This window comes from Vibrio amylolyticus (genome assembly GCF_023145695.1).
In the GTDB taxonomy this organism is placed as follows: Bacteria; Pseudomonadota; Gammaproteobacteria; order Enterobacterales; family Vibrionaceae; genus Vibrio; species Vibrio amylolyticus.
Map to the genome: position 1 here is coordinate 165,773 of NZ_JAJHVV010000004.1, position 20,297 is coordinate 186,069.

Annotated in this window: 17 protein-coding genes; 6 read left to right on the forward strand and 11 right to left on the reverse strand. The window is 44.6% G+C overall.

Annotated features, from left to right (window positions below):
- Nucleotides 1-39 precede the first annotated feature (39 nt).
- From KP803_RS07750 to pilM, 4 genes are read right to left on the reverse strand one after another with little or no spacing between them, the layout of a single operon-like run.
- Entirely contained in the window at nt 40-555 is a 516-nt protein-coding gene (locus tag KP803_RS07750; protein ID WP_248008256.1) for a pilus assembly protein PilP, read from the reverse strand.
- Complete coding sequence (locus KP803_RS07755; RefSeq protein WP_248008257.1) at nt 545-1,135, reverse strand: type IV pilus inner membrane component PilO; 591 nt, start codon at nt 1,133-1,135, stop codon at nt 545-547. The genes KP803_RS07750 and KP803_RS07755 overlap by 11 nt, the downstream gene beginning before the upstream one ends.
- The gene (locus tag KP803_RS07760) at nt 1,128-1,712 is read right to left on the reverse strand and encodes a PilN domain-containing protein (protein WP_248008258.1); all 585 of its coding nucleotides are present in this window, start codon (nt 1,710-1,712) and stop codon (nt 1,128-1,130) included. Before KP803_RS07760 ends, KP803_RS07755 begins: the two co-directional genes overlap by 8 nt.
- Nucleotides 1,702-2,718, reverse strand: coding sequence for a type IV pilus assembly protein PilM (gene pilM / locus KP803_RS07765; RefSeq protein ID WP_248008259.1), 1,017 nt, complete (start codon nt 2,716-2,718; stop codon nt 1,702-1,704). Before pilM ends, KP803_RS07760 begins: the two co-directional genes overlap by 11 nt.
- Before the next feature lie 160 nt (nt 2,719-2,878).
- Between pilM and KP803_RS07770 the strand changes: the two genes are divergently transcribed.
- Complete coding sequence (locus tag KP803_RS07770; RefSeq protein ID WP_248008260.1) at nt 2,879-5,488, forward strand: penicillin-binding protein 1A; 2,610 nt, start codon at nt 2,879-2,881, stop codon at nt 5,486-5,488.
- Between the two features lie 105 nt (nt 5,489-5,593).
- Here KP803_RS07770 and oxyR read toward each other — a convergent pair whose 3' ends face one another.
- Nucleotides 5,594-6,484, reverse strand: coding sequence for a DNA-binding transcriptional regulator OxyR (gene oxyR, locus KP803_RS07775; RefSeq protein ID WP_248008261.1), 891 nt, complete (start codon nt 6,482-6,484; stop codon nt 5,594-5,596).
- Between the two features lie 204 nt (nt 6,485-6,688).
- Between oxyR and KP803_RS07780 the strand changes: the two genes are divergently transcribed.
- A complete protein-coding gene (locus tag KP803_RS07780; RefSeq protein WP_248008262.1) occupies nt 6,689-7,417 on the forward strand; it encodes a redoxin family protein in 729 nt (242 codons plus the stop codon).
- Between the two features lie 126 nt (nt 7,418-7,543).
- Here the strand turns inward: KP803_RS07780 and KP803_RS07785 are convergent, their stop codons facing one another.
- On the reverse strand, nt 7,544-7,891 hold the full coding sequence (locus KP803_RS07785; protein WP_248008263.1) for a RidA family protein: 348 nt from the start codon (nt 7,889-7,891) through the stop codon (nt 7,544-7,546).
- Nucleotides 7,892-7,957: 66 nt separating this feature from the next.
- On the opposite strand from KP803_RS07785, the gene KP803_RS07790 reads away from it, so the two are divergent.
- Nucleotides 7,958-8,251, forward strand: coding sequence for a DUF3624 domain-containing protein (locus tag KP803_RS07790; RefSeq protein ID WP_248008264.1), 294 nt, complete (start codon nt 7,958-7,960; stop codon nt 8,249-8,251).
- 315 nt (nt 8,252-8,566) lie between these two features.
- Here the strand turns inward: KP803_RS07790 and argH are convergent, their stop codons facing one another.
- The 4 genes from argH to argC form a co-directional block, all read right to left on the reverse strand.
- Nucleotides 8,567-10,441, reverse strand: coding sequence for an argininosuccinate lyase (gene argH / locus KP803_RS07795; RefSeq protein WP_248008265.1), 1,875 nt, complete (start codon nt 10,439-10,441; stop codon nt 8,567-8,569).
- 264 nt (nt 10,442-10,705) lie between these two features.
- Complete coding sequence (locus KP803_RS07800) at nt 10,706-11,926, reverse strand: argininosuccinate synthase (protein ID WP_248008266.1); 1,221 nt, start codon at nt 11,924-11,926, stop codon at nt 10,706-10,708.
- 110 nt (nt 11,927-12,036) lie between these two features.
- Entirely contained in the window at nt 12,037-12,828 is a 792-nt protein-coding gene (argB, locus tag KP803_RS07805; protein WP_248008267.1) for an acetylglutamate kinase, read from the reverse strand.
- Nucleotides 12,829-12,902: 74 nt separating this feature from the next.
- Nucleotides 12,903-13,907 carry an N-acetyl-gamma-glutamyl-phosphate reductase gene (argC, locus tag KP803_RS07810; protein ID WP_248008462.1) on the reverse strand — a complete coding sequence of 335 codons (1,005 nt, stop codon included), beginning with the start codon at nt 13,905-13,907 and terminating at the stop codon, nt 12,903-12,905.
- A gap of 172 nt (nt 13,908-14,079) precedes the next feature.
- On the opposite strand from argC, the gene argE reads away from it, so the two are divergent.
- The 3 genes from argE to KP803_RS07825 all read left to right on the forward strand — a co-directional run bounded on the left by argE (nt 14,080) and on the right by KP803_RS07825 (nt 19,133).
- The gene (argE, locus tag KP803_RS07815; protein WP_248008268.1) at nt 14,080-15,216 is read left to right on the forward strand and encodes an acetylornithine deacetylase; all 1,137 of its coding nucleotides are present in this window, start codon (nt 14,080-14,082) and stop codon (nt 15,214-15,216) included.
- A 259-nt stretch (nt 15,217-15,475) separates the two neighbouring features.
- The gene (gene ppc / locus KP803_RS07820; protein WP_248008269.1) at nt 15,476-18,109 is read left to right on the forward strand and encodes a phosphoenolpyruvate carboxylase; all 2,634 of its coding nucleotides are present in this window, start codon (nt 15,476-15,478) and stop codon (nt 18,107-18,109) included.
- Nucleotides 18,110-18,596: 487 nt separating this feature from the next.
- Nucleotides 18,597-19,133 carry a PadR family transcriptional regulator gene (locus tag KP803_RS07825; RefSeq protein WP_248008270.1) on the forward strand — a complete coding sequence of 179 codons (537 nt, stop codon included), beginning with the start codon at nt 18,597-18,599 and terminating at the stop codon, nt 19,131-19,133.
- Nucleotides 19,134-19,458: 325 nt separating this feature from the next.
- On the opposite strand, the gene cysE is transcribed toward KP803_RS07825, so the two are convergent.
- Nucleotides 19,459-20,280: a serine O-acetyltransferase gene (gene cysE / locus KP803_RS07830; RefSeq protein ID WP_248008271.1), complete on the reverse strand. Its 822-nt coding sequence runs from the start codon at nt 20,278-20,280 to the stop codon at nt 19,459-19,461.
- Between the last annotated feature and the right edge of the window lie 17 nt (nt 20,281-20,297).

Sequence of the window (20,297 nt, forward strand, 5' to 3'; positions counted from 1 at the left end):
TAATCCTTTAATCATGGTGATATCTCAAAACAAATAATCCTACTTAAGAGCAAGCTTAACGTTACGCTTGCTCCAACAACCGAGCCCATCAGGCAAGGTTTCATTGATCAATAAATAGCTTGGGGTCACCCTGGTGACTCTGCCGTTGTTCAGGCCAATAAATTGCCCTTTCCCCACTTTAACGACTTGACCTTTAGGGGTTTGAATCAGCGCGGAAACCTGACCTGAACTTCCCATGACGCCTTTCAATTTCAACTTACTGATCGGGTAGCGCTCAAGCCGTCCTGATTTGTTGCGTTTGCTCGGCTGCCAACAATCCTTTTTTACAATAGGCTGCTCTTGCACTATGGCAGCAATAGGCAGAACAAACGGCTGACGAAACCCTTGGGATTGATACGGGTAGGCTTGAAAAGCAAGCATAGGAGACAAGTGCTCTACATCAACGCGAGCCTGTGACTCCACACGTTGAATAAACTCATCCATCGAATCTTGATTGGCATTGCAGCCTGACAAAAAAGCAATAAAAAGTAGCCAAGTGAATACATTAATCTTCATCACTGACCTCCGACTTAAATTGATAGGTGTAGGCTCTAACTCGAAAGTGCAACGTACTGCTTTCTTGGCTCACGCGTTGCCAATCAATATCTTCCAACACAATGATTCGAGGCGAATTGGCAATCGCCTCTGAGAAATGACCGATATCGTTGTAGCTACCCGTTAGTTCAATGTTAAGGGGTAAGCGATATAAGAACTCTTGGTTTTGCTTTTGTCCCCAATCAATGCGAGTAAAAGTAAGCGAGTTCTTTAAACCAAACTCATTGACGGATGCGAGCATACTGGCGAGCTCTTTTTGCTCAGGCAACTGACGCATAAGGTAGTCATAGCGCTCTTGAAGCTCATCCAACTGCACTCGCAACTTAGGCAGCGTTGCCACCTTATTCGCCTTGATTCTTAACGTTGACTTTAGGACGTGCTCCTGATGTTTAAGCGCATCGAGACGCTCTACTTTAGGCATGATATAAAACCAACCCGCTGCGGCTTGCAAAAGGACAAGCAGTAACAGCAAAGCGCCAAGTTGAGGCAACATTGGCCACTCTGTAATCTCATCCAGATCCAGATCTTGAAATCTAGCCATTCTCCCCTCCAGTGTCCTTCAGAGAGGGCTCATTCAGTGCGATACGAAAAGAGACTTTGAAGGTTTGAAACCTGTGATTGAATCGCTTTTGGTCATGAACAATGGAGTGCATGTAAACATCAGATAAGAACGCCGATTTTTCTAGATTATCGAGCATACCCGCAAGATGAGCGGTACTGTCACTGATACCGACCATTTCAACGTCATGACCATTCAATTTAATCTTGTCGACGTAAACACCTTCAGGGATAAGATTTTGAATCTCTACCATGAATTCGGTACTTCTATTACGGGACTTTTGTAGTTTCTCTACCACAGAAAGACGAGTGAGCAACGCGGCATGATCTCGCTCGGTGAGTTTTAAATCATTAATGCGCCGATCAAGTTGCTCAATATATTGAGTAAAATAGTTGATGCGCCCCTGCTGCTGCTGAAGCTCTCCAGAGAAATACCAGCCGAGTGCGTATTGGATCAAAAACGAGAGTAAAAGCGTCAAGACGACTAAACTCACAAACCGTCTTTTGTGCTGCTCTCGCCTCTCATCTCGCCATGGGAGTAGATTAATACTAGCTAACATCGCTCGCCTCCAACCAATCATTGGCACGAATAGCAATGCCTGCCGCAGTGCTAAAACGATTAGATTCTTGCTGAAGCGACAAAGCCTGACGCCGAGAAAGCTTCCGGCTCGATGTACAACGAAACAGGTTAAATGGATTGAAGAGTTGGCACTCAATGCCTAGCTTTCGCTCAATTTCATCCACGAGCATCGAGGTCGTCGCTCCACCGCCAGATAGCCAAATACCGGCGACTTTTGGGGTACCCTTCATTGACATCAACATTTGCAGCTGTCTTTGCAAACGCTCAATCATAAGCGGAATAAATTGCTCTGCTCGGTTTTCAAGTAATGAGTTCATTGAAGAGGACTCTTGATCCATAAACTGGGTGCCAAGCGCGATATCTTTACAAAATGGGGGGGTATTGATGAAATCCATACACAGAGAGGTTTGGGTGTAGCCAATGTCGGCGAGCAACCAATTACGACTACCCGTTTGACTGGCCATTAACTGCCATAGGCTCACTAAGCTATGCGCTTGAGCATCAAAAAGAACGGGGGTAAAACCGGCTTTTTTGGCCGCAGCGTATCGGCTATCGACCACCTCTCTTTTGGTCGCATAAACTTGATAAGCAACTGTTGGCGTTTTGCTGCTGTCATCTACTTTCACAAAATCTAAGCTAAGATCTTCTATAGCGAAAGGGGATTGGTGAGAAAAGGCTTGATAGATGGCAAATTCAGTTTCGCGCTCATCTAGGTCGTTATCAATCCTTAGCACTTTACTGATCACGGCATTATCGGGAATGGACATTGCAACTCTACGGCTAAACAGAGGTAGACTCTTTCTCAGTTCTGTTAGTTTTTTTACAATTTCTTGATGATCTACGCTGTGATTGTCAGAGAATACGCTCGCAGATATTGGCAACTCTTTAAAACTTACCAGCGAATAACCTTCACTCGCTGGCTTTAATACCACGGCTTTAATACTATAGTGACCAATATCTATACCCGTAATTAATGATTTACCCATGTGTTTTGCTCCCAGTGACGCCATTCACTATTAATAGGTATCATTGCTATCAATAGGTATCGTTGTTAGCCTTAGCACCAGCACTAAAAGTTAAGTTTATTTTTAATTTAGAATACAAGGGGTTGCATAATCGCCACCTCTACTAATCAGGGATTCTTCGGTGAAGTTCATAAAGCGACTATTTATATTCACATTGATTTGCACGATTCTTGGGGTCGGTACGATCATTGGTTTCTACTTTTACGTAAAACCTGACCTGCCAGATGTACAAGAACTGCGACATGTAGAACTTGAAGCACCGATGCAAGTGTTCAGTCAAGATGGAAAGTTGATTGCTCAATTTGGCGAAAAGAGACGAACACCGGTTGAGTACGAGGATATTCCTCAGCATCTCATTGAAGCTTTAATTGCGACCGAAGATAGCCGTTTTTATAGCCACTACGGTATTGATCCAATTGGTATAGGCCGTGCTGCTATTGTGGTTGCAATGTCAGGCTCTGCGAAACAAGGCGCGAGTACCATTACTCAGCAGCTTGCTCGTAACTTTTTCTTATCTAATGAGAAAAAGATCATGCGAAAAATTAAAGAGATCTTCTTGGCGATTCGTATTGAACAGGAGCTAAGCAAGCAAGAGATCATGCAGCTTTATGTCAATAAGATCTTCTTAGGCTATCGCTCATACGGTTTTGGCGCTGCCGCTCAAACGTACTTTGGGCGCGATCTTAATGATCTCACATTGAGCGAGCTGGCCACCCTTGCAGGTATGCCAAAAGCACCTTCAACCATGAATCCAATCTATTCTCTGGATCGAGCAACGTTTCGTCGAAACGTTGTATTGCGTCGAATGCTCGATGAGCAGTACATCACTCAAGCTGAATTCGAAGAAGCACGTGCTGAAGCGATTGAATCTCGCTACCACAGTGCAGAGATAGAACTGCGCGCTCCTTACGTAGCAGAATTAGCACGTGCTTGGTTAGTCGAGCAAGATGGTGAAGCGGCATACACTCAAGGTAAAAGCATCTACACCACGGTTGACTCTAAGCTGCAAAAAGCGGCGAACACAGCGGCTATAAACAACTTGATTGCTTACGATGAACGCCACGGCTACCGTCAACCACAGCAATCCGCTTGGAAAGAAGATGAAACGCCGCTTACCAATGAAGAGATCAAACAGTTCCTTCGTCCACAACCTATCTACAGCGATCTTCGACCTGCTGTAGTCACAGCGGTTGAAGAGAAGACCCTACAAGTGGAAGTGAAAGGACGTGGTACTCAGACCATTGAATGGGACGAAATGAAATGGGCTCGACCATTCATTAATGATGATCGTCAAGGCCCTGCGCCAAAACGCGCTAGCGATATCGCCACGACCGGTCAACTTGTTTGGGTTCGTGGAACAAAGTTGCCTGAGCTTAACGATGAAGCCAATGGTGACGTTCTAATCACTGAGAGCAATATTGACGAAGATGAGTTAGAAACGGCATCTGAACCCAATATGATTTGGCGCTTAAGCCAAGTTCCGGAAGCGAATACAGCGTTTGTCGCGATGAACCCAGACAACGGCGCCGTGTTATCTTTAGTTGGCGGCTTTAACTTTGTTCATAACAAGTTTAATCGTGCCACTCAATCAGTTCGCCAAGTCGGTTCTAGTATCAAACCGTTTATCTACGCGGCGGCAGTGGATGATGGCATGACGTTAGCAACATTGATTAACGATGCACCAATTAACCAGTGGGATAAAACTCAAGGCACCGCTTGGCGCCCAAGAAACTCACCACCAACCTACATCGGCCCTACACGCGTTCGTATTGGTTTAGCAACCTCCAAGAACGTAATGGCGGTTCGTGTTCTTCGTGCTGTTGGCTTAGATGAAACCCGTGAGTATCTCACCCGCTTTGGTTTTGAAATGGATCAACTACCCCGTTCTGAAACCATCGCCCTAGGTGCCGGCAGTTTAACGCCCGTCAAGATGGCGCAAGGTTACTCAGTATTTGCCAATGGTGGTTACTACGTTGACCCATTTTACATTAGCCGTGTAGAGAGCCGATTCGGTGATATTGAATGGCAAGCGACACCAAAAGAGATTTGCCGTGAAAATTGTGAAATTGCTCCTTTAACTCAAGATTCAACCAATGACTCATTGGAGCAGGAATTCATGGAGCAAGATGTTGAGCCAACTGGCGAGCCACAAGAGCCTCAATACGCGCCACAAGTTCTCTCTGAACAAACTGCATTTTTGATGCGTGAAATGATGTACAGCAACGTTTGGGGTGGTGGTAACTGGCGTAGCGGTACCGGTTGGAACGGCACAGGTTGGCGTGCACAACCGCTGAAGCGTCGTGACATTGGTGGAAAAACCGGGACAACAAACGATTCAAAAGATGCATGGTATAACGGCTATGGCCCAGGTATGGTCGCAATCTCTTGGGTTGGTTTTGATAACCACAACCGTAAGCTAGGAAAAACCACGACGAATAAAAATCTAGGTAAGGACCAAATCACCGGTGGTGAAGCGGGAGCGAGAACCGCTCAACCAGCATGGGTCGACTTTATGCAGGTCGCTCTAGACGGTGTTCCGACTCAAGCGAAACAGATTCCAAGTAATATTGTCCGTGTACGTATTGATAGAGACTCAGGACTACTCACTAATAAGTTTGACTCAAGCTCTATGTTTGAATATTTCTTAGAGGGCACAGAGCCAACTGAGTACATTGAGGAATCACTGACCGATACTATTTACTCAAACTCTGACAGTGAAGAACTCTTCTAACTGGCGATGAGCAACAAAATAAAAGGGTTGGCAATCATTGCCAACCCTTTTTTGTTTAACGCCCTATCTATCAGTATTTAGTCGTAGATAGAATATTGAATGAGGTTATTCTGACTGTAAGATGGACTGAATGGTTTTACCCAACTGTTCAAACCGAGCACGCAAAGGGGAGCCCGGTCGATACGCTAGAACAATCTTTCTAGAAGGTTGTGGGTCCATTTTCTTCACGTAGCAAACGCCGTCTTTCGTCGATTCTTTTGGAACAGAGAGCTCAGGCAGTAGTGTGATGCCGCCACCAGCAGCCACCATATTGCGTAACGTTTCTAAACTGGTTGCTTTAAAGCGCTGATCTTCCTTCGCACCAGCGGCAAAGCAGTAACCCAACGCTTGATCTCGCAAGCAGTGACCATCTCCAAGCATTAAAACGGTTCGACCATTGAGCTCTTCGACATCAAGAAACTCCAACCCAGCCCACTCGTGATCACTCGGTACCGCGAGCGTTAGTGGCTCATCATAGAGCTCTATTTCTTTAAACGGTGCTGTCTCTGCTACCGAGGCTAATACTAAGCAGTCTAGTTTGCCATCTTGCAGCTTTCTCACCAAATCATGGGTTTGAGATTCATGCAAATACATCTCAAGCTCTGGATAGGTGGCTTTTAACTCGGGAATAATTCTCGGCAGTATGTAGGGGCCAATGGTTGGAATGAAGCCGATTTGCATTGGGCCAACCATTTCACCACTTTGCCCGCTGGCCATATCTTTGAAGCGCTTCACTTCCGAAAGAATCACTCTTGCTTGCTCTACCAGCTGCAAGCCAGATTCAGTAAACAGCACTTTACGACTATTTCGCTCTAACAGCGCACTGCCTATCTCTTCTTCCAGTTTACGTATTTGTCCACTCAATGTTGGCTGGCTAACAAAGCAAGACTCTGCCGCTTTGCGAAAATGCTGGTGCTCAGCCAGTGCTACCAAATATTCTAAATCACGAATGTTCATATCTGCTATTACTCAGTTCAAATTGAAAGACATAACACCTTCAATAGTCCTATTTGTTCTAATAGAACGTACCTATTGAAACGATAGCACCAAACGATTATCCCTATCAAAGGAAATTGACAATAATGGCTACAACAAAACAGAGCACAGCTTCACACTGATAAGACTCATGCCATATTCAAAGCTTAAAGGTAGGAAATAATTATGTTTGCATCTAAAGAAGGTCAAAATGTACCACAAGTCACTTTCCCTACTCGTCAAGGTGATGCTTGGGTAAACGTAACGACTGAAGAGCTTTTTAAAGGCAAAACAGTCATTGTATTTAGCTTGCCTGGTGCGTTCACACCAACGTGCTCTTCAAGCCATCTGCCACGTTACAACGAACTATTTCCTGTATTTCAAGAACATGGAGTTGATGAAATTCTATGTGTGTCCGTCAACGATACGTTTGTAATGAATGCTTGGAAAAATGACCAAGAAGCCGACAACATCACCTTTATTCCTGATGGTAACACGGAGTTTACCGATGGCATGGGTATGCTTGTTGACAAAAACGACCTAGGCTTTGGCAAACGTTCATGGCGCTACAGCATGCTGGTGAAAGATGGCGTCGTCGAGAAGATGTTCATTGAAGCTAACGAGCCAGGCGACCCGTTCAAAGTGTCTGACGCTGACACTATGATGAACTACATTGCGCCTGACTATAAAACGCAAGAGTCAATCACTGTATTTACTAAACCGGGTTGTCCGTTCTGTGTGAAAGCGAAGCAAACACTTATTGACCACGGTTTGAATTACGAAGAAGTCATGCTAGGTAAAGATGCAACGACGGTAAGCTTACGAGCAGTAACAGGCAAGTCGACCGTTCCACAAGTCTTCATCGGTGGTAAGCACATCGGTGGCAGTGAAGAACTGGAAACTTACTTGGCTTAATTCCTTAGTCGTCTTCCAAAACCATAGTTAATTTCCGAAACCTTAATCAATTTCTGAAATAAGCTACCTAGTGTGTCGGGCGCTAGCTAGCTTTCTCGACGTCTACTGCTCAAGTGATAAGCCAAATTACTTCTCAGCGGCTACCACAGAGATTTCAACCAATAGCGCTTCACGCGCCATATCACCAGTTACACATGCGCGAGCAGGTGCATGACCTTCAGGTACCCATGCATCCCACACTGCATTCATCGCTTGGAAGTCTTGCATATCTTTAAGGTAAATTGTCGCTGAAAGCATATGCTCTTTATCACTTCCTGCTTCAAGTAGCAGAGCTTCAACTTTATCCAGCATGGTTTGAGTTTGTTCTGTAATACCTTGCTCTGCATCTGCGCAAACTTGACCACAAAGGTAAATTACACCGTTATGTTTTACGATGCGGCTCATGCGTTGCTTAGTTTGTTGACGTTCAATCATTTTGCTCACTTTCATCTTTAATTGCGATATTCTATAAGGGTGTATATTACCCAATAAGCAACTTTCATGACATGTAAAACGTGTGATAAATCGGGCTGGTTTTGGAAAAAAATCGGTCGCTGCAAACGCTGTATGGATCAACTCACATCGCTATCTGTTTTATGTGGCGTGGTGTGGTGGTTCACCTGTCGTGATACTCCATTGAGCATTGAATCCATTGCATTAATCATGGCTGGCTTTGCTTTTAATGGCCTGCTATTTCTGCACCTTTTGATGAAATTCATCGTAATTCCTTTTCAGCAAAACCAACTTGGTGAGAAAGAAGGCAAAAAAAACTCCAGCACTTCAGGCAAGCACTAGAGTTTTATCGTCAGCCCAATAAAATTAGCCAAGCTATGTAGCAGTTTGATGACGGCTTATTGAAGCTTTTTTGACGAAGCTGTTCTTAAGCACGAAACTTTGATGTAAGACTCAGAACAATAAACAAGAATGATAAAAAGAAAAAAGCCCCGCAGCCAATGTCGGTTGCGGGGCCTTCTTAGATTCTTCTAAGAAAAAGCAGTGGTACTAATTATGACTACCGCTTTTCTTATTAGTTCCTTAAAAACAGGATCTTTTTTTAAGTTTATTTTTTTAACCACTTATTCAATCGCTTACATAATGAACACATTGAATTTAGGCGACGTTTACTTTCGCAATGATCTGTTCAACTAGGTTCACTTCCAGTGCGACTTCATCACACGCATGTTGACGAGGACACTGATCACAATCTTTCAGAACTTTCTCTGGCAGCAGCGACTTCGACGTTGGAATAAAGCTGTGCTTCATAAAGAACTCAGGGGTACGCGTTAGGACAAAGACTTTCTTAATGGCCATTTGTCGTGCTTTCTCAACTAAGTGTTGAACAATGGCTGTACCTTGACCTTGGCCTTGCCAACCTGCTTCGACACCAAGTGAACGTATTTCAGCTAAGCCGGAATCATAAACGTAAAGTGACGCACAACCTGTAACCTCACCATGGTGCTCGGCCACCGCAAACGAACCAATATCGCGCACCAGCTCATTACGTGAACGAGGTAGGTTTTCACCCATGTTCGCCCAGTAAGCGACCATACCCTCTAAGGATTCAATATCAGTCAAACGTGCCGCGCGCACTTTAACCGCTGACGTATCACGTTGAGCTAAACGTTTATCCGCTTGATCAACCGCGTAAGCCACTTGCTTAGGTGACACGCCACCCAATGCACTCCGTTTTTCCAAACAAGAATCAATGGTCAATATGTCATAAACATCTTCTTCTATTACATCAGAGAACTCTTTAAGTTCAGCTATTGAGAGCTCTTCCAGTGCACAACCTTTGGCAATCGCACCGACAACCGCTACACCCACGATATGGTGTGCTTCACGGAATGGAATATTCTTAGCAACCAAGTAATCCGCTAGCTCTGTAGAGTTTGCATAACCCTGTTTTGCAGCTTCTAGTGTACGCTCACCGTTGACTTTAATACCTTCAAAACATAACGCTGCCATTTCCATACAATCGTTCCAAGTATCAAGCGCATCAAATAGCCCTTCCTTGTCTTCTTGCATATCTTTGTTGTAAGCCAGTGGCAATGCTTTTACTGTCATCATCATTGAGGCTAATGAACCATATACACGGCCCGTTTTACCACGGATAAGCTCAAGCGCATCTGGGTTTTTCTTTTGTGGCATCAACGATGAACCTGATGTCACTGTGTCCGCTAACTCGATGAAATTTGACTCACCTGAGTTATAGAAAATCATATCTTCCGCTAAACGAGAAAGGTGAAGCATAGAGATAGAAGCAATCGACATCAGCTCCATCACATGATCACGGTCGGATACTGAATCAAGCGAGTTACGCGTTGCACGGCGGAACCCTAAATTATGAGCCAGCTCTTCACGATCCATAGGGTAAGCAGTACCAGCAAGTGCGCCTGAACCTAGCGGACAAGTATCAAGACGCTTAATCGCATCACTCAAACGAGAGTAATCACGCTCTAACATTTCAACATAAGCCAAGCACCAATGAGCAAACGTCACCGGTTGTGCACGTTGAAGGTGAGTGTAGCCAGGAAGAACGGTTCCTTGGTGCTCTCTCGCAACTTCGACCATTTTCGCTTGAAGACGATCGAGGCCAATAAGCAGTTGTTGACCCTGCTGACGACACCACAATTTCAGGTCTGTTGCGACTTGATCATTACGCGAACGGCCAGTGTGCAGCTTCTTACCTAAGTCACCCACTTTGCCAATCAGTTGCTGTTCAACCCATGAGTGAATGTCTTCCGCATCAGAACGTAGGATCTGATTGGGATCTTCCATCACTTCGAGTTTTAATTCGTTAAGCGCAAGCTCTAGTTTTTGCTGCTCTTCTTCACTCAGAACATCCACAGACTGCAGCGCTTTTGACCATGCAATCGAGCCAACAATGTCTTGCTCAGCCAATCGGTAATCAAAGCGAAGTGAATCGTTAAAGTCTTTGAACCTAGTGTCTGCTGCTTGGGTAAATCTACCGCCCCATAATGCCATTGTGTCTCTCCTAAATGCTCAGTATCTACTGCTTGTGCAACGATCGTCTCTGATTAAATTCAGCTTCTCTTTTTGTATGATTCAAAGTTACAGCAATTGAATATAAAAACAAGGTAAAAATGCAAATATTCCACATAATTATTCATTTATTTCGTATTTAAATGCGATAAAAGAAAAGCCCACCTGCTATAAGGTGGGCTTTATCAATAATCGTTACTTTCAAATAGCCTTCAAGCTGATTTAAAAACGACTCTCTAAGTTTGTTTACTTCGCTCTTTTCACTTCATTCAGCGCTTTAATTCTGCTTGAAAGCGAGTAAAGGCGGATGAAACCTTCCGCGTGGCTTTGGTCGTAAACTTCATCTTCACCAAAGGTTGCAAACTCTTCACAGTACAAGCTGTTTTCAGAACGTTTCTGAGTCACTGTTGCGTGACCTTTGTAGAGCTTAATCACGACTTCACCATTCACATCTTGTGCTAGCTCTTCTGTAGCTGCAAGAATAGATTTACAAAGTGGCGTGAACCAACGGCCATCGTAAACAAGGTGAGAGGCTTTAACACCAAGCTCTTCACGGAATTCAAATGCCGCTTTATCCAACACAAGCTGCTCTACCGCACGCAGTGCTTCCATCATGATGGTGCCACCCGGAGTTTCGTAGCAGCCACGTGATTTCATACCAACCAGACGGTTTTCAACGATATCAATACGGCCAACACCGTGCTTAGCGCCTTTTTCATTCAGATAAACCAACGCGTTGTATGGGGTCATCTCTTCACCGTCAACGGCTACAACTTCACCTTTTACAACTTTTAGTGTGACTGATTCTGATTCATTTGGTGCTTTTTCTGGATCAACCGTCCAATCCCAGCAATCATCATTTGGCGCATTCCATGTATCTTCTAGAACACCACCTTCGGTTGAGATGTGCCATGCGTTTGCATCACGAGAGTAGATTTTAGTCAGTGACGCAGTACAAGGAATATTACGCTCTGCAAGATAATCAAGACACTCTTCACGGCTCACTAGATCCCATTCACGCCAAGGAGCGATAACATGAAGATCCGGTGCGAGTGCAGCGAATGCGCCTTCAAAACGAACTTGGTCATTACCCTTACCTGTACAGCCATGACAAAGTGCATCTGCACCAACTTTACGTGCCACTTCAACTTGTGCTTTAGCAATGATTGGACGCGCCATTGATGTGCCTAGTAAGTATTTGCCTTCGTAATACGCGCCTGTTTTAAGTGTTGGGTAAATGTAATCCGCCACCATCTCTTCTTTCAGGTCTGCGATGTAACACTCAGATGCACCTGATGCTTTCGCTTTTTCTTCAATGCCTTCTAGCTCATGTGCACCTTGGCCAACATCTGCTACGAACGCGATAACTTCACAGTCGTAGTTCTCTTTAAGCCACGGGATAATCACTGAGGTATCTAGACCGCCAGAGTATGCGACAACTACTTTTTTAACTTGAACTTTGCTCATTTTCTTTCTCCAGTTTCCTTGCGCTGCGCTTGGCGGTCAGTGCTAAGGTTTCCATTTAAAATTGATAATCTCTATTCCCACGCTTATGCGTAAGATTATAATAAATTTAGTTATTTAGGTAAAAACAGGGTTCCTATACACTCTCCTGCAAATAATTTTGCAAGCTTCTCAGGGTATCGCCATGTCGCGACTTGAATAGAGCGACCTAAATCATTCGCCGCTTCCAGTGCCGCTTCTACTTTAACGATCATGCCATCAGTGATGACTTGCCCTTTAATCAGTGCCTCAGCTTGCTGTTCAGTTAGGCTTTCAATGAGATGACCTTTACCATCTAACACACCGCTCACATCAGAAAGAAGAACCAGTTCAGCATCAAGAGCGCCAGCAACCGCAACGGCTGCTTGGTCTGCATTTACATTCATTAACTGGCCTTGTTGAGTAAGACCAATAGAGCTAATAATGGGCAGTGCACCTGTATTTAAAATTGCTTGTAGCACCGTTGAATCACCAGGCACTGCTTTACCTACCGCCCCAAGTTCAGGGTTAAGCTCTTCAACCTGACATAATCCACCATCAGCCAAACTTAGACCGATAGCATTTAGACCATCTTTAATTGCCTGTCCTTGTAGCAATTTATTCGCAGTTCCAGCAAGAGCACCTGCAATCACAGGAATTTGCTCGTAAGGCGTAACACGTAGACCGTTCTTTTTAACCGTTTTCAGGTTCAACTGAGCCATTAAGTCATCCACCAAATAACCGCCACCATGAACAATAACGATTTGTCGTTGTGCTTGCTGCTGATAAGTTTCAATTGCGGCAAATAGCTGACTCAATGTATCACTGCACGATAACGCAGCTCCGCCTAACTTAATCACTAATGGCATCGTTTGGTTTACTGTCATGACTGTTCCTTACTGCGTCTGTCTTGTCTCGTTAACTTTCTATTTCAATGACCGCTACTTTAATCACTTTTGCATTAAAGTAAGGCCGTCAATTGATCAAATCCGTAGTGGATATTTAAGCACTGCATCGCCTGGCTCGACGCCCCTTTCAATAGGTTATCAATCGCGGATACGACGATGATATGCTCACCTTGAACCTTCCAACCTAAGTCGCAAAATGGGGTGAATTCTACGTTCTGTATTCTTGGCATCTGTTCATTAAGCAAACGTACTGCAGGCTTACCTTCATAAGCACTGCTGAAAGCTTGATTAACCTGCTCAGCAGTCACACCAGAAGCCAACTTCATGGTAGTGGTCGCTAAGATGCCACGTTTGAAATTACCTAGGTGTGGCGTGAAGATCACATCACGGCCTAAATGACTGGCAATTTCAGGTTGATGACGATGAGCAAACACCCCATAAGGCTGTAGGCTCACTTCGCAAAAGCTATTCACCATTGTTGCTTTACGCCCTGCCCCTGTCACACCACTGGTTGCGTTAATTACAGGCCATTGATTAAGGTCGAGTAATCCCGACTCAACTAAAGGTTTAATCGCTAACTGTGACGCTGTTGGGTAACACCCGGCGACTGCAACTAACTGAGCTTGCTTAATCGCCTCTTCATTCCACTCCGCTAAGCCATATGCCGCATTGTCTAGCCACGCTGCGTGCTGATGTTCAAATCCGTAATACTGTTGGTAAAAGCCTTCACCTTTCACTCTAAAGGCACCAGAAAGGTCAAACACTTGGCAGCCACTTTCTAGAAACACTGGGGCCAAGTCGTGGCTCACTTCATGAGCGGTTGCTAAGAAAACAACATCACATTCCGCCGCGGCTTGCTGCACATCCACTAAAGGCTGCACAGGCATATCAACAACGCCAGCGAGCTTACCGTGTAGCTCTGCAATATTTTTGCCTGCGTCAACACTGTTGGCGGAAACGTATAAACCTGATAGCGTAAGCTGTGGATGTTTTTGCACCATGACAGCCAGTTCCGCTCCGGTATAACCGCTTGCACCTATAATTGTGGTTTTTAGTATTTCAGTGTGTGACATCTACAACTTCCAAGTTAAGGCTCTAGTTCATACTTAAAGCAAATTGACTATTAATTTTAAAAAAACCGCTTTATTTGATTTTTTATTCATAAATAATGATTTAATATGTGTTTTACCCTCTTAACGTATTTCTGTCAACAGTAGAAGTGAAGATAATATGCAATTACCCAGTTTTCTTGAGGTCTATGAAGGCCTAATTTCAACCTCTTCAATCAGCTCAACCGATCCGAGCTGGGATGAAGGTAACAGTCAGGTAATTGAGAAGCTCGCCACGTGGCTCAAAGATATCGGCTTTGAAGTCACGGTGACTGAAGTCGAAAAAGGAAAGCACAACCTGATTGCTAAAAAAGGCACAGGGAAAGGTGGATTGCTGCTAGCAGGCCACAGCGATACTGTGCCATTCGACGATGGACGTTGGAACTTTGAGCCCCATGCACTGACTCAAGCTAACGATCGCTTTTACGGCTTAGGTACAGCTGATATGAAAGGCTTTTTTGCCTTCATTATAGAAGCGGTTAAAAAAGTGGATTGGAGTAAGCAAACTAAGCCTCTGTATGTCTTGGCGACCTGTGATGAAGAGACCACTATGCTTGGGGCACGTCACTTTACTGAAAACGCGCCTTTTAAACCTGATTACTGCATCATCGGTGAGCCAACAAGTTTAGTTCCGGTTCGAGGCCATAAAGGGCATGTCGCAAATGCAGTGCGCATTACCGGAAAATCGGGTCACTCTTCTGATCCCGCGCTTGGGGTTAATGCTATTGAGATCATGCATGAAGTGATGTTTGCGCTGATGCAACTGCGCGACCGATTGATCAAAGAGTATCACCACCCGGGGTTTGCTATCCCAAGCCCAACACTTAACCTTGGTCATATTCATGGTGGTGACAGTGCAAACCGTATCTGTGGCTGTTGTGAGCTTCACTACGATGTGCGTCCACTACCGGGGATCAGTCTAGATGGCCTTGATAACATGCTGCGCTCATCACTGAAAGAAGTGGAAGCGAAATGGCCAGGTAGAGTTGAAATAACACCACTGCATGAGCCAATTCCTGGCTATGAGTGTGAGCATGATCATCCATTCATTGCAGGCGTTGAGTCTATTTGTGAAACCCCATCTGAGACCGTAAACTACTGTACTGAAGCGCCTTTCTTGCAGGAACTTTGCCCGACGTTGGTATTAGGCCCAGGTTCCATCGATCAAGCCCACCAGCCCGATGAGTTCTTAGCGTTTGAATTTATCGATCCGACAATTAATATTCTGTCCAAATCTATGTACAAGTACTGCTTTTAACTCAAAGGGAACACACTTACTTGTCTAGAAATCGGCAAAACCGTGCGAGTTTTCAATCAACTAGCACGGTATCCCTGCCTAAAGTTGTAATAAAATTTCAGTAATTCATTTATCAATAGGGTTATTGCCTTGTTTACATTCACACACATAATAAATGCAAACTAATGCTGCAATGTTTGACTCTTACTAGCATTTTTCGCTAGATTATCTACTAATGAAGGAACACTGGATGTAATTTTTTTACAAGGCAGGATGAAAAATGAACGAAAAATACGCTGCACTCACAAGTAACGTAAGCATGCTAGGCCGCTTGCTTGGCAACACCATCAAGGATGCACATGGTGACGTTATCTTAGAGAAAGTTGAGACAATTCGTAAGCTTTCTAAATCAGCAAGTGCAGGCAATCAATCTGATCGTGACACTTTGATTGAAGAAATTAAAAGCCTACCTAATGAGCAACTCACACCTGTTGCACGCGCATTTAACCAATTTCTCAACCTGACTAATATGGCTGAGCAGTACCATACGATTTCACGTCACTGTGAAGAGCATGTCTGTGAACCTGATGTTCTTCAGAGCTTATTTTCTAAGCTTAGCCAAAACGAAATCAGCAAGCTTGACACTGCACAAGCGGTTCGCGATCTTAATATCGAACTCGTACTTACTGCTCACCCTACAGAAATCACCCGTCGCACCATGATCAACAAGCTGGTTAAGACGAACGAGTGCTTATCTAAACTAGAGCTAACCGACCTCTCTCATAAAGAGCGCCAGAAAACGGAACGTCGTTTAGAGCAGTTGATTGCGCAAGGCTGGCATTCCGATGTGATTCGTAAGCAGCGCCCTACACCACTTGATGAAGCAAAATGGGGCTTTGCCGTTGTTGAAAATTCACTATGGGAAGGGGTTCCAGAGTTTTTACGTGAGCTTGATGAGCGACTAGAAAACTATCTAGGTGAGGGTCTACCGATTGATGCACGTCCGGTGCATTTCTCATCTTGGATGGGTGGCGATCGCGATGGTAACCCATTTGTCACGCACACGATCACACGTGAAGTGATGCTGCTTTCTCGCTGGAAAGCCGCTGACCTTTACCTTGGTGACATCAATGAGCTCGTCACTGAACTGTCGATGACAAAGTGTAATGACGCAGTTCGTGAACTAGTCGGGGACGATCAACACGAACCTTACCGCGCCGTACTGAAAGATCTTCGTGCTCTTCTTAACGAAACGCTAGAAGTATTAGACGCAAAAATTAACGGCCAAAAATTAGCGGTTAAGGCGCCACTGCAACATATCGACCAACTGTGGAAACCTCTGTACGCTTGTTACCAGTCTCTTCATGAGTGTGGTATGGGCGTTATCGCAGACGGATCTCTACTAGATACTCTACGCCGTATTAAAGCGTTTGGTGTGCACCTTGTCCGCTTGGATATTCGCCAAGAGAGTACACGTCACTCTGATGTGCTTTCAGAGTTAACACGCTACTTAGGTATTGGCGATTACGATCAATGGAGCGAGCAAGATAAGGTTGCGTTCTTAACCAATGAACTGAGCTCTAAACGCCCACTTCTACCACGTGATTGGGAACCTTCTGCGCCTGTTAAAGAAGTTCTCGATACCTGTAAGATTGTTGCCTCTCAGCCGCGCGAAGCCTTTGGTGCCTATGTCATTTCAATGGCACGTACCGCGTCTGATGTCCTTGCTGTACACCTACTGCTACAAGAATCTGGTTGTCCTTACCGCATGGACGTGTGTCCACTGTTTGAAACGCTCGACGATTTAAACAACGCTGAAGCGGTTATTAAGCAGCTTCTCGATATCGATCTGTACCGTGGCTTTATTCAAAACCACCAAATGGTAATGATCGGTTACTCTGACTCAGCGAAAGATGCCGGTGTGATGGCGGCTGGTTGGGCGCAATACAGTGCCATGGATGCATTAGTTAAAGCGTGTGAAATAGAAGGTATTGAGCTGACTCTATTCCACGGTCGCGGCGGTACTGTTGGTCGTGGTGGTGCTCCTGCGCACGCGGCGCTTCTTTCTCAGCCACCAAAGAGCTTAAAAGGCGGGCTGCGTGTAACTGAGCAAGGTGAGATGATTCGCTTTAAGCTTGGTCTACCTGATGTTGCGGTTAATAGCTTCAATATGTATGCAAGTGCAATCTTAGAAGCGAACCTTCTTCCGCCTCCAGAGCCAAAGCAAGACTGGCGTGATCTGATGGATGTGCTTTCAGAGGTTTCTTGTGAGTCTTATCGTAATGTCGTTCAAGGTGAAGCGGACTTCGTTCCTTATTTCCGTCAAGCAACACCTGAGCTTGAACTGGGTATGCTACCTCTTGGCTCTCGTCCTGCAAAACGTAACCCGAATGGCGGTGTTGAAAGCTTACGTGCTATTCCATGGATTTTCTCATGGAGCCAAAACCGTTTGGTACTGCCAGCATGGTTAGGGGCAGGTGAAGCGATTCAATACTCTATTGATAAAGGTCACCAAGAGCTGTTAGAGGCGATGTGTCGCGAATGGCCATTCTTCTCAACTCGCCTAGGTATGTTAGAGATGGTTTACTCAAAATGTAATATCGAAATCTCTCGTTACTACGATGAACGTCTTGCGGATCCATCATTACTGCCACTGGGTGATCGTCTGCGTGATCAGCTACAAAAAGACATCAAAGCAGTACTAAATGTTGAGAACAATGAGAACCTAATGCAAAGCGACCCATGGGGACTTGAGTCTATTCGCTTGCGCAGCATTTATGTTGAGCCATTAAACATGCTTCAGGCGGAATTGCTGCATCGAACTCGTCAAATGGATGAGCCTTGTGCAGAGCTCGAAGAGGCATTGATGGTTACCATTGCTGGTATCGCAGCAGGCATGCGTAATACCGGGTAGTCATCGAGCCTTAGCGTATCGTTCGACTTAACAGTTCTATGAATCTAGCGATACGTTTAATGAAATAAGTAAAAGACAGTACGAAAGCGTGCTGTCTTTTCTATTTACATCGTCTAGAAATTCAGTAAATTATCAAACCAAAGCTCAATAAGGAGACAAATAGACCCACTAAAACAGAATAATATTCCGATTATAAAATCTTATTGAGTCATTTATCAGTTTTTGCCACAAATCCTCCCTTCTATTCCACTTTATGCTTATATTTAGATATACTACTGCACCACTGCGATAACACACATATACTAATTATCTCGCAGTATTCAAAACAACTCAGGTCTGCCTAGGTGATAAACGGCTTTAAAAAGGTGACATAACCAACACGATAAAGTTGGTGCTGTTTAAACATAGAAATAATAAGTGCCACGAAGCACAACCAATGTTTAAACATCGTTATTTGTAGTTTATTTGACCTATTTGGATTTAAGACATGTCATTACCACACGTAATCCTCACTGTACTTAGTACACGCAACGCAACCGGATACGATATCACCAAAGAGTTTTCCTCTAGCATCGGCTATTTTTGGAAGGCTAGCCACCAGCAAGTGTATCGTGAACTCAATAAAATGGCTCAAAATGAGCTTGTAAGCTGTGTTCTTGAACCTCAAGAAGGTAAACCTGACCGTAAAGTCTACTCCATTACCGATGCGGGTCGTGGTGCTTTAGGCGACTGGTTTGATCAACCAACAGCGCATCCAACCGTTAGGGATGAGTTTTCAGCGAAATTGATGGCTTGTTCAGTGCAAGATTCCGCACCTTTCCACACTCAGCTTAATGAGTTAGTGGCTGAATCTCACAAGCTTGTTGCGCACTATCAAGAAATTGAAGCGGCATACTACGCAACGCCTTCTACTCTTGATAAACAGCAAAAACTAGAGCGTCTAACATTGCGTCGAAATCTGCTACTTCGCCAAGCATGGTTAGCATGGGCTGAAGAAGTACTGGTTGAGCTAGACTCGCTGTAAGGCAGAAGCTCGCTGCTACTTGCTAGTTGAATATTGGCTTGACGATCGAATAAGCCTTACAATCTAAGGCGAATTTCATACACGCTAAAAGCTTGCTGTAACGGCAAGCTTTTTTGTATCCAATGCCAGCTAAGAAGATCATTCTTTTAAGCACCTCGTAATTTTACAGACAGTATTCGAATTTAGATAAGGCCAGCAAAAGGACCACTCTATATCACCACTCAAATTACCCTCACTAATGATTGTTCTAAGAGCATCAAATACAAAAAAGACCAGCTGTGTTCGCAGCTGGTCTTTAATTTATTCTTCTTCACTAAGTATCTTTTTAGATACCATCACCACCGATAAAGCTTTGTGATTTACCGTTGAATTGCTGGTCCATATCCAATGAGGGTTTATCTGTCTGAGGTCGCCCAACAATCTTAGCTGGAATGCCCGCCACGGTTGTATGCGCAGGTACCGCTTGCAATACCACTGAGCCAGAACCAATTTTCGCGCCCTCACCCACTTCGATATTACCCAGTATTTTTGCACCTGCACCAATCATCACACCTTCACGGATTTTAGGGTGACGATCACCGCACTCTTTTCCGGTACCACCAAGTGTTACGTCTTGTAAAATCGACACATCGTCTTCAACAATGGCCGTTTCACCAATCACTATACCGGTAGCGTGATCAAGCATGATGCCACGACCTACTTTTGCCGCAGGATGAATATCCACTTGGCAAGCAACTGAAATTTGATTTTGTAAATAAGTGGCAAGTGCAAAGCGACCCTGTTTCCACAGCCAGTTTGCTACGCGATAACCTTGAAGCGCATGATAACCTTTAAGATAAAGAAGCGGCAGTGAGTACATTGCAACCGCAGGGTCACGATTCACCGTCGCACAGATATCGCAAGCAGCAGCGCCACCAATCTCAGGGTCGGCAGCAAAGGCTTGCTCGACCACTTCTCGAACTGCCATGGCTGGCATGGATGGCGTCTTTAACTTATTGGCAAGGATATAGCTTAGCGCGGCGGATAAACTATCATGATTAATGATGGTGGCATGGTAAAAACTGGCCAGCATAGGCTCTTGCTCTGATTGCTCACGAGCTTCTCGCGTAATGGCTTTCCATACCTTCTTTTTTTCACAGTGTTTCATTAATCAATCCCTATTCC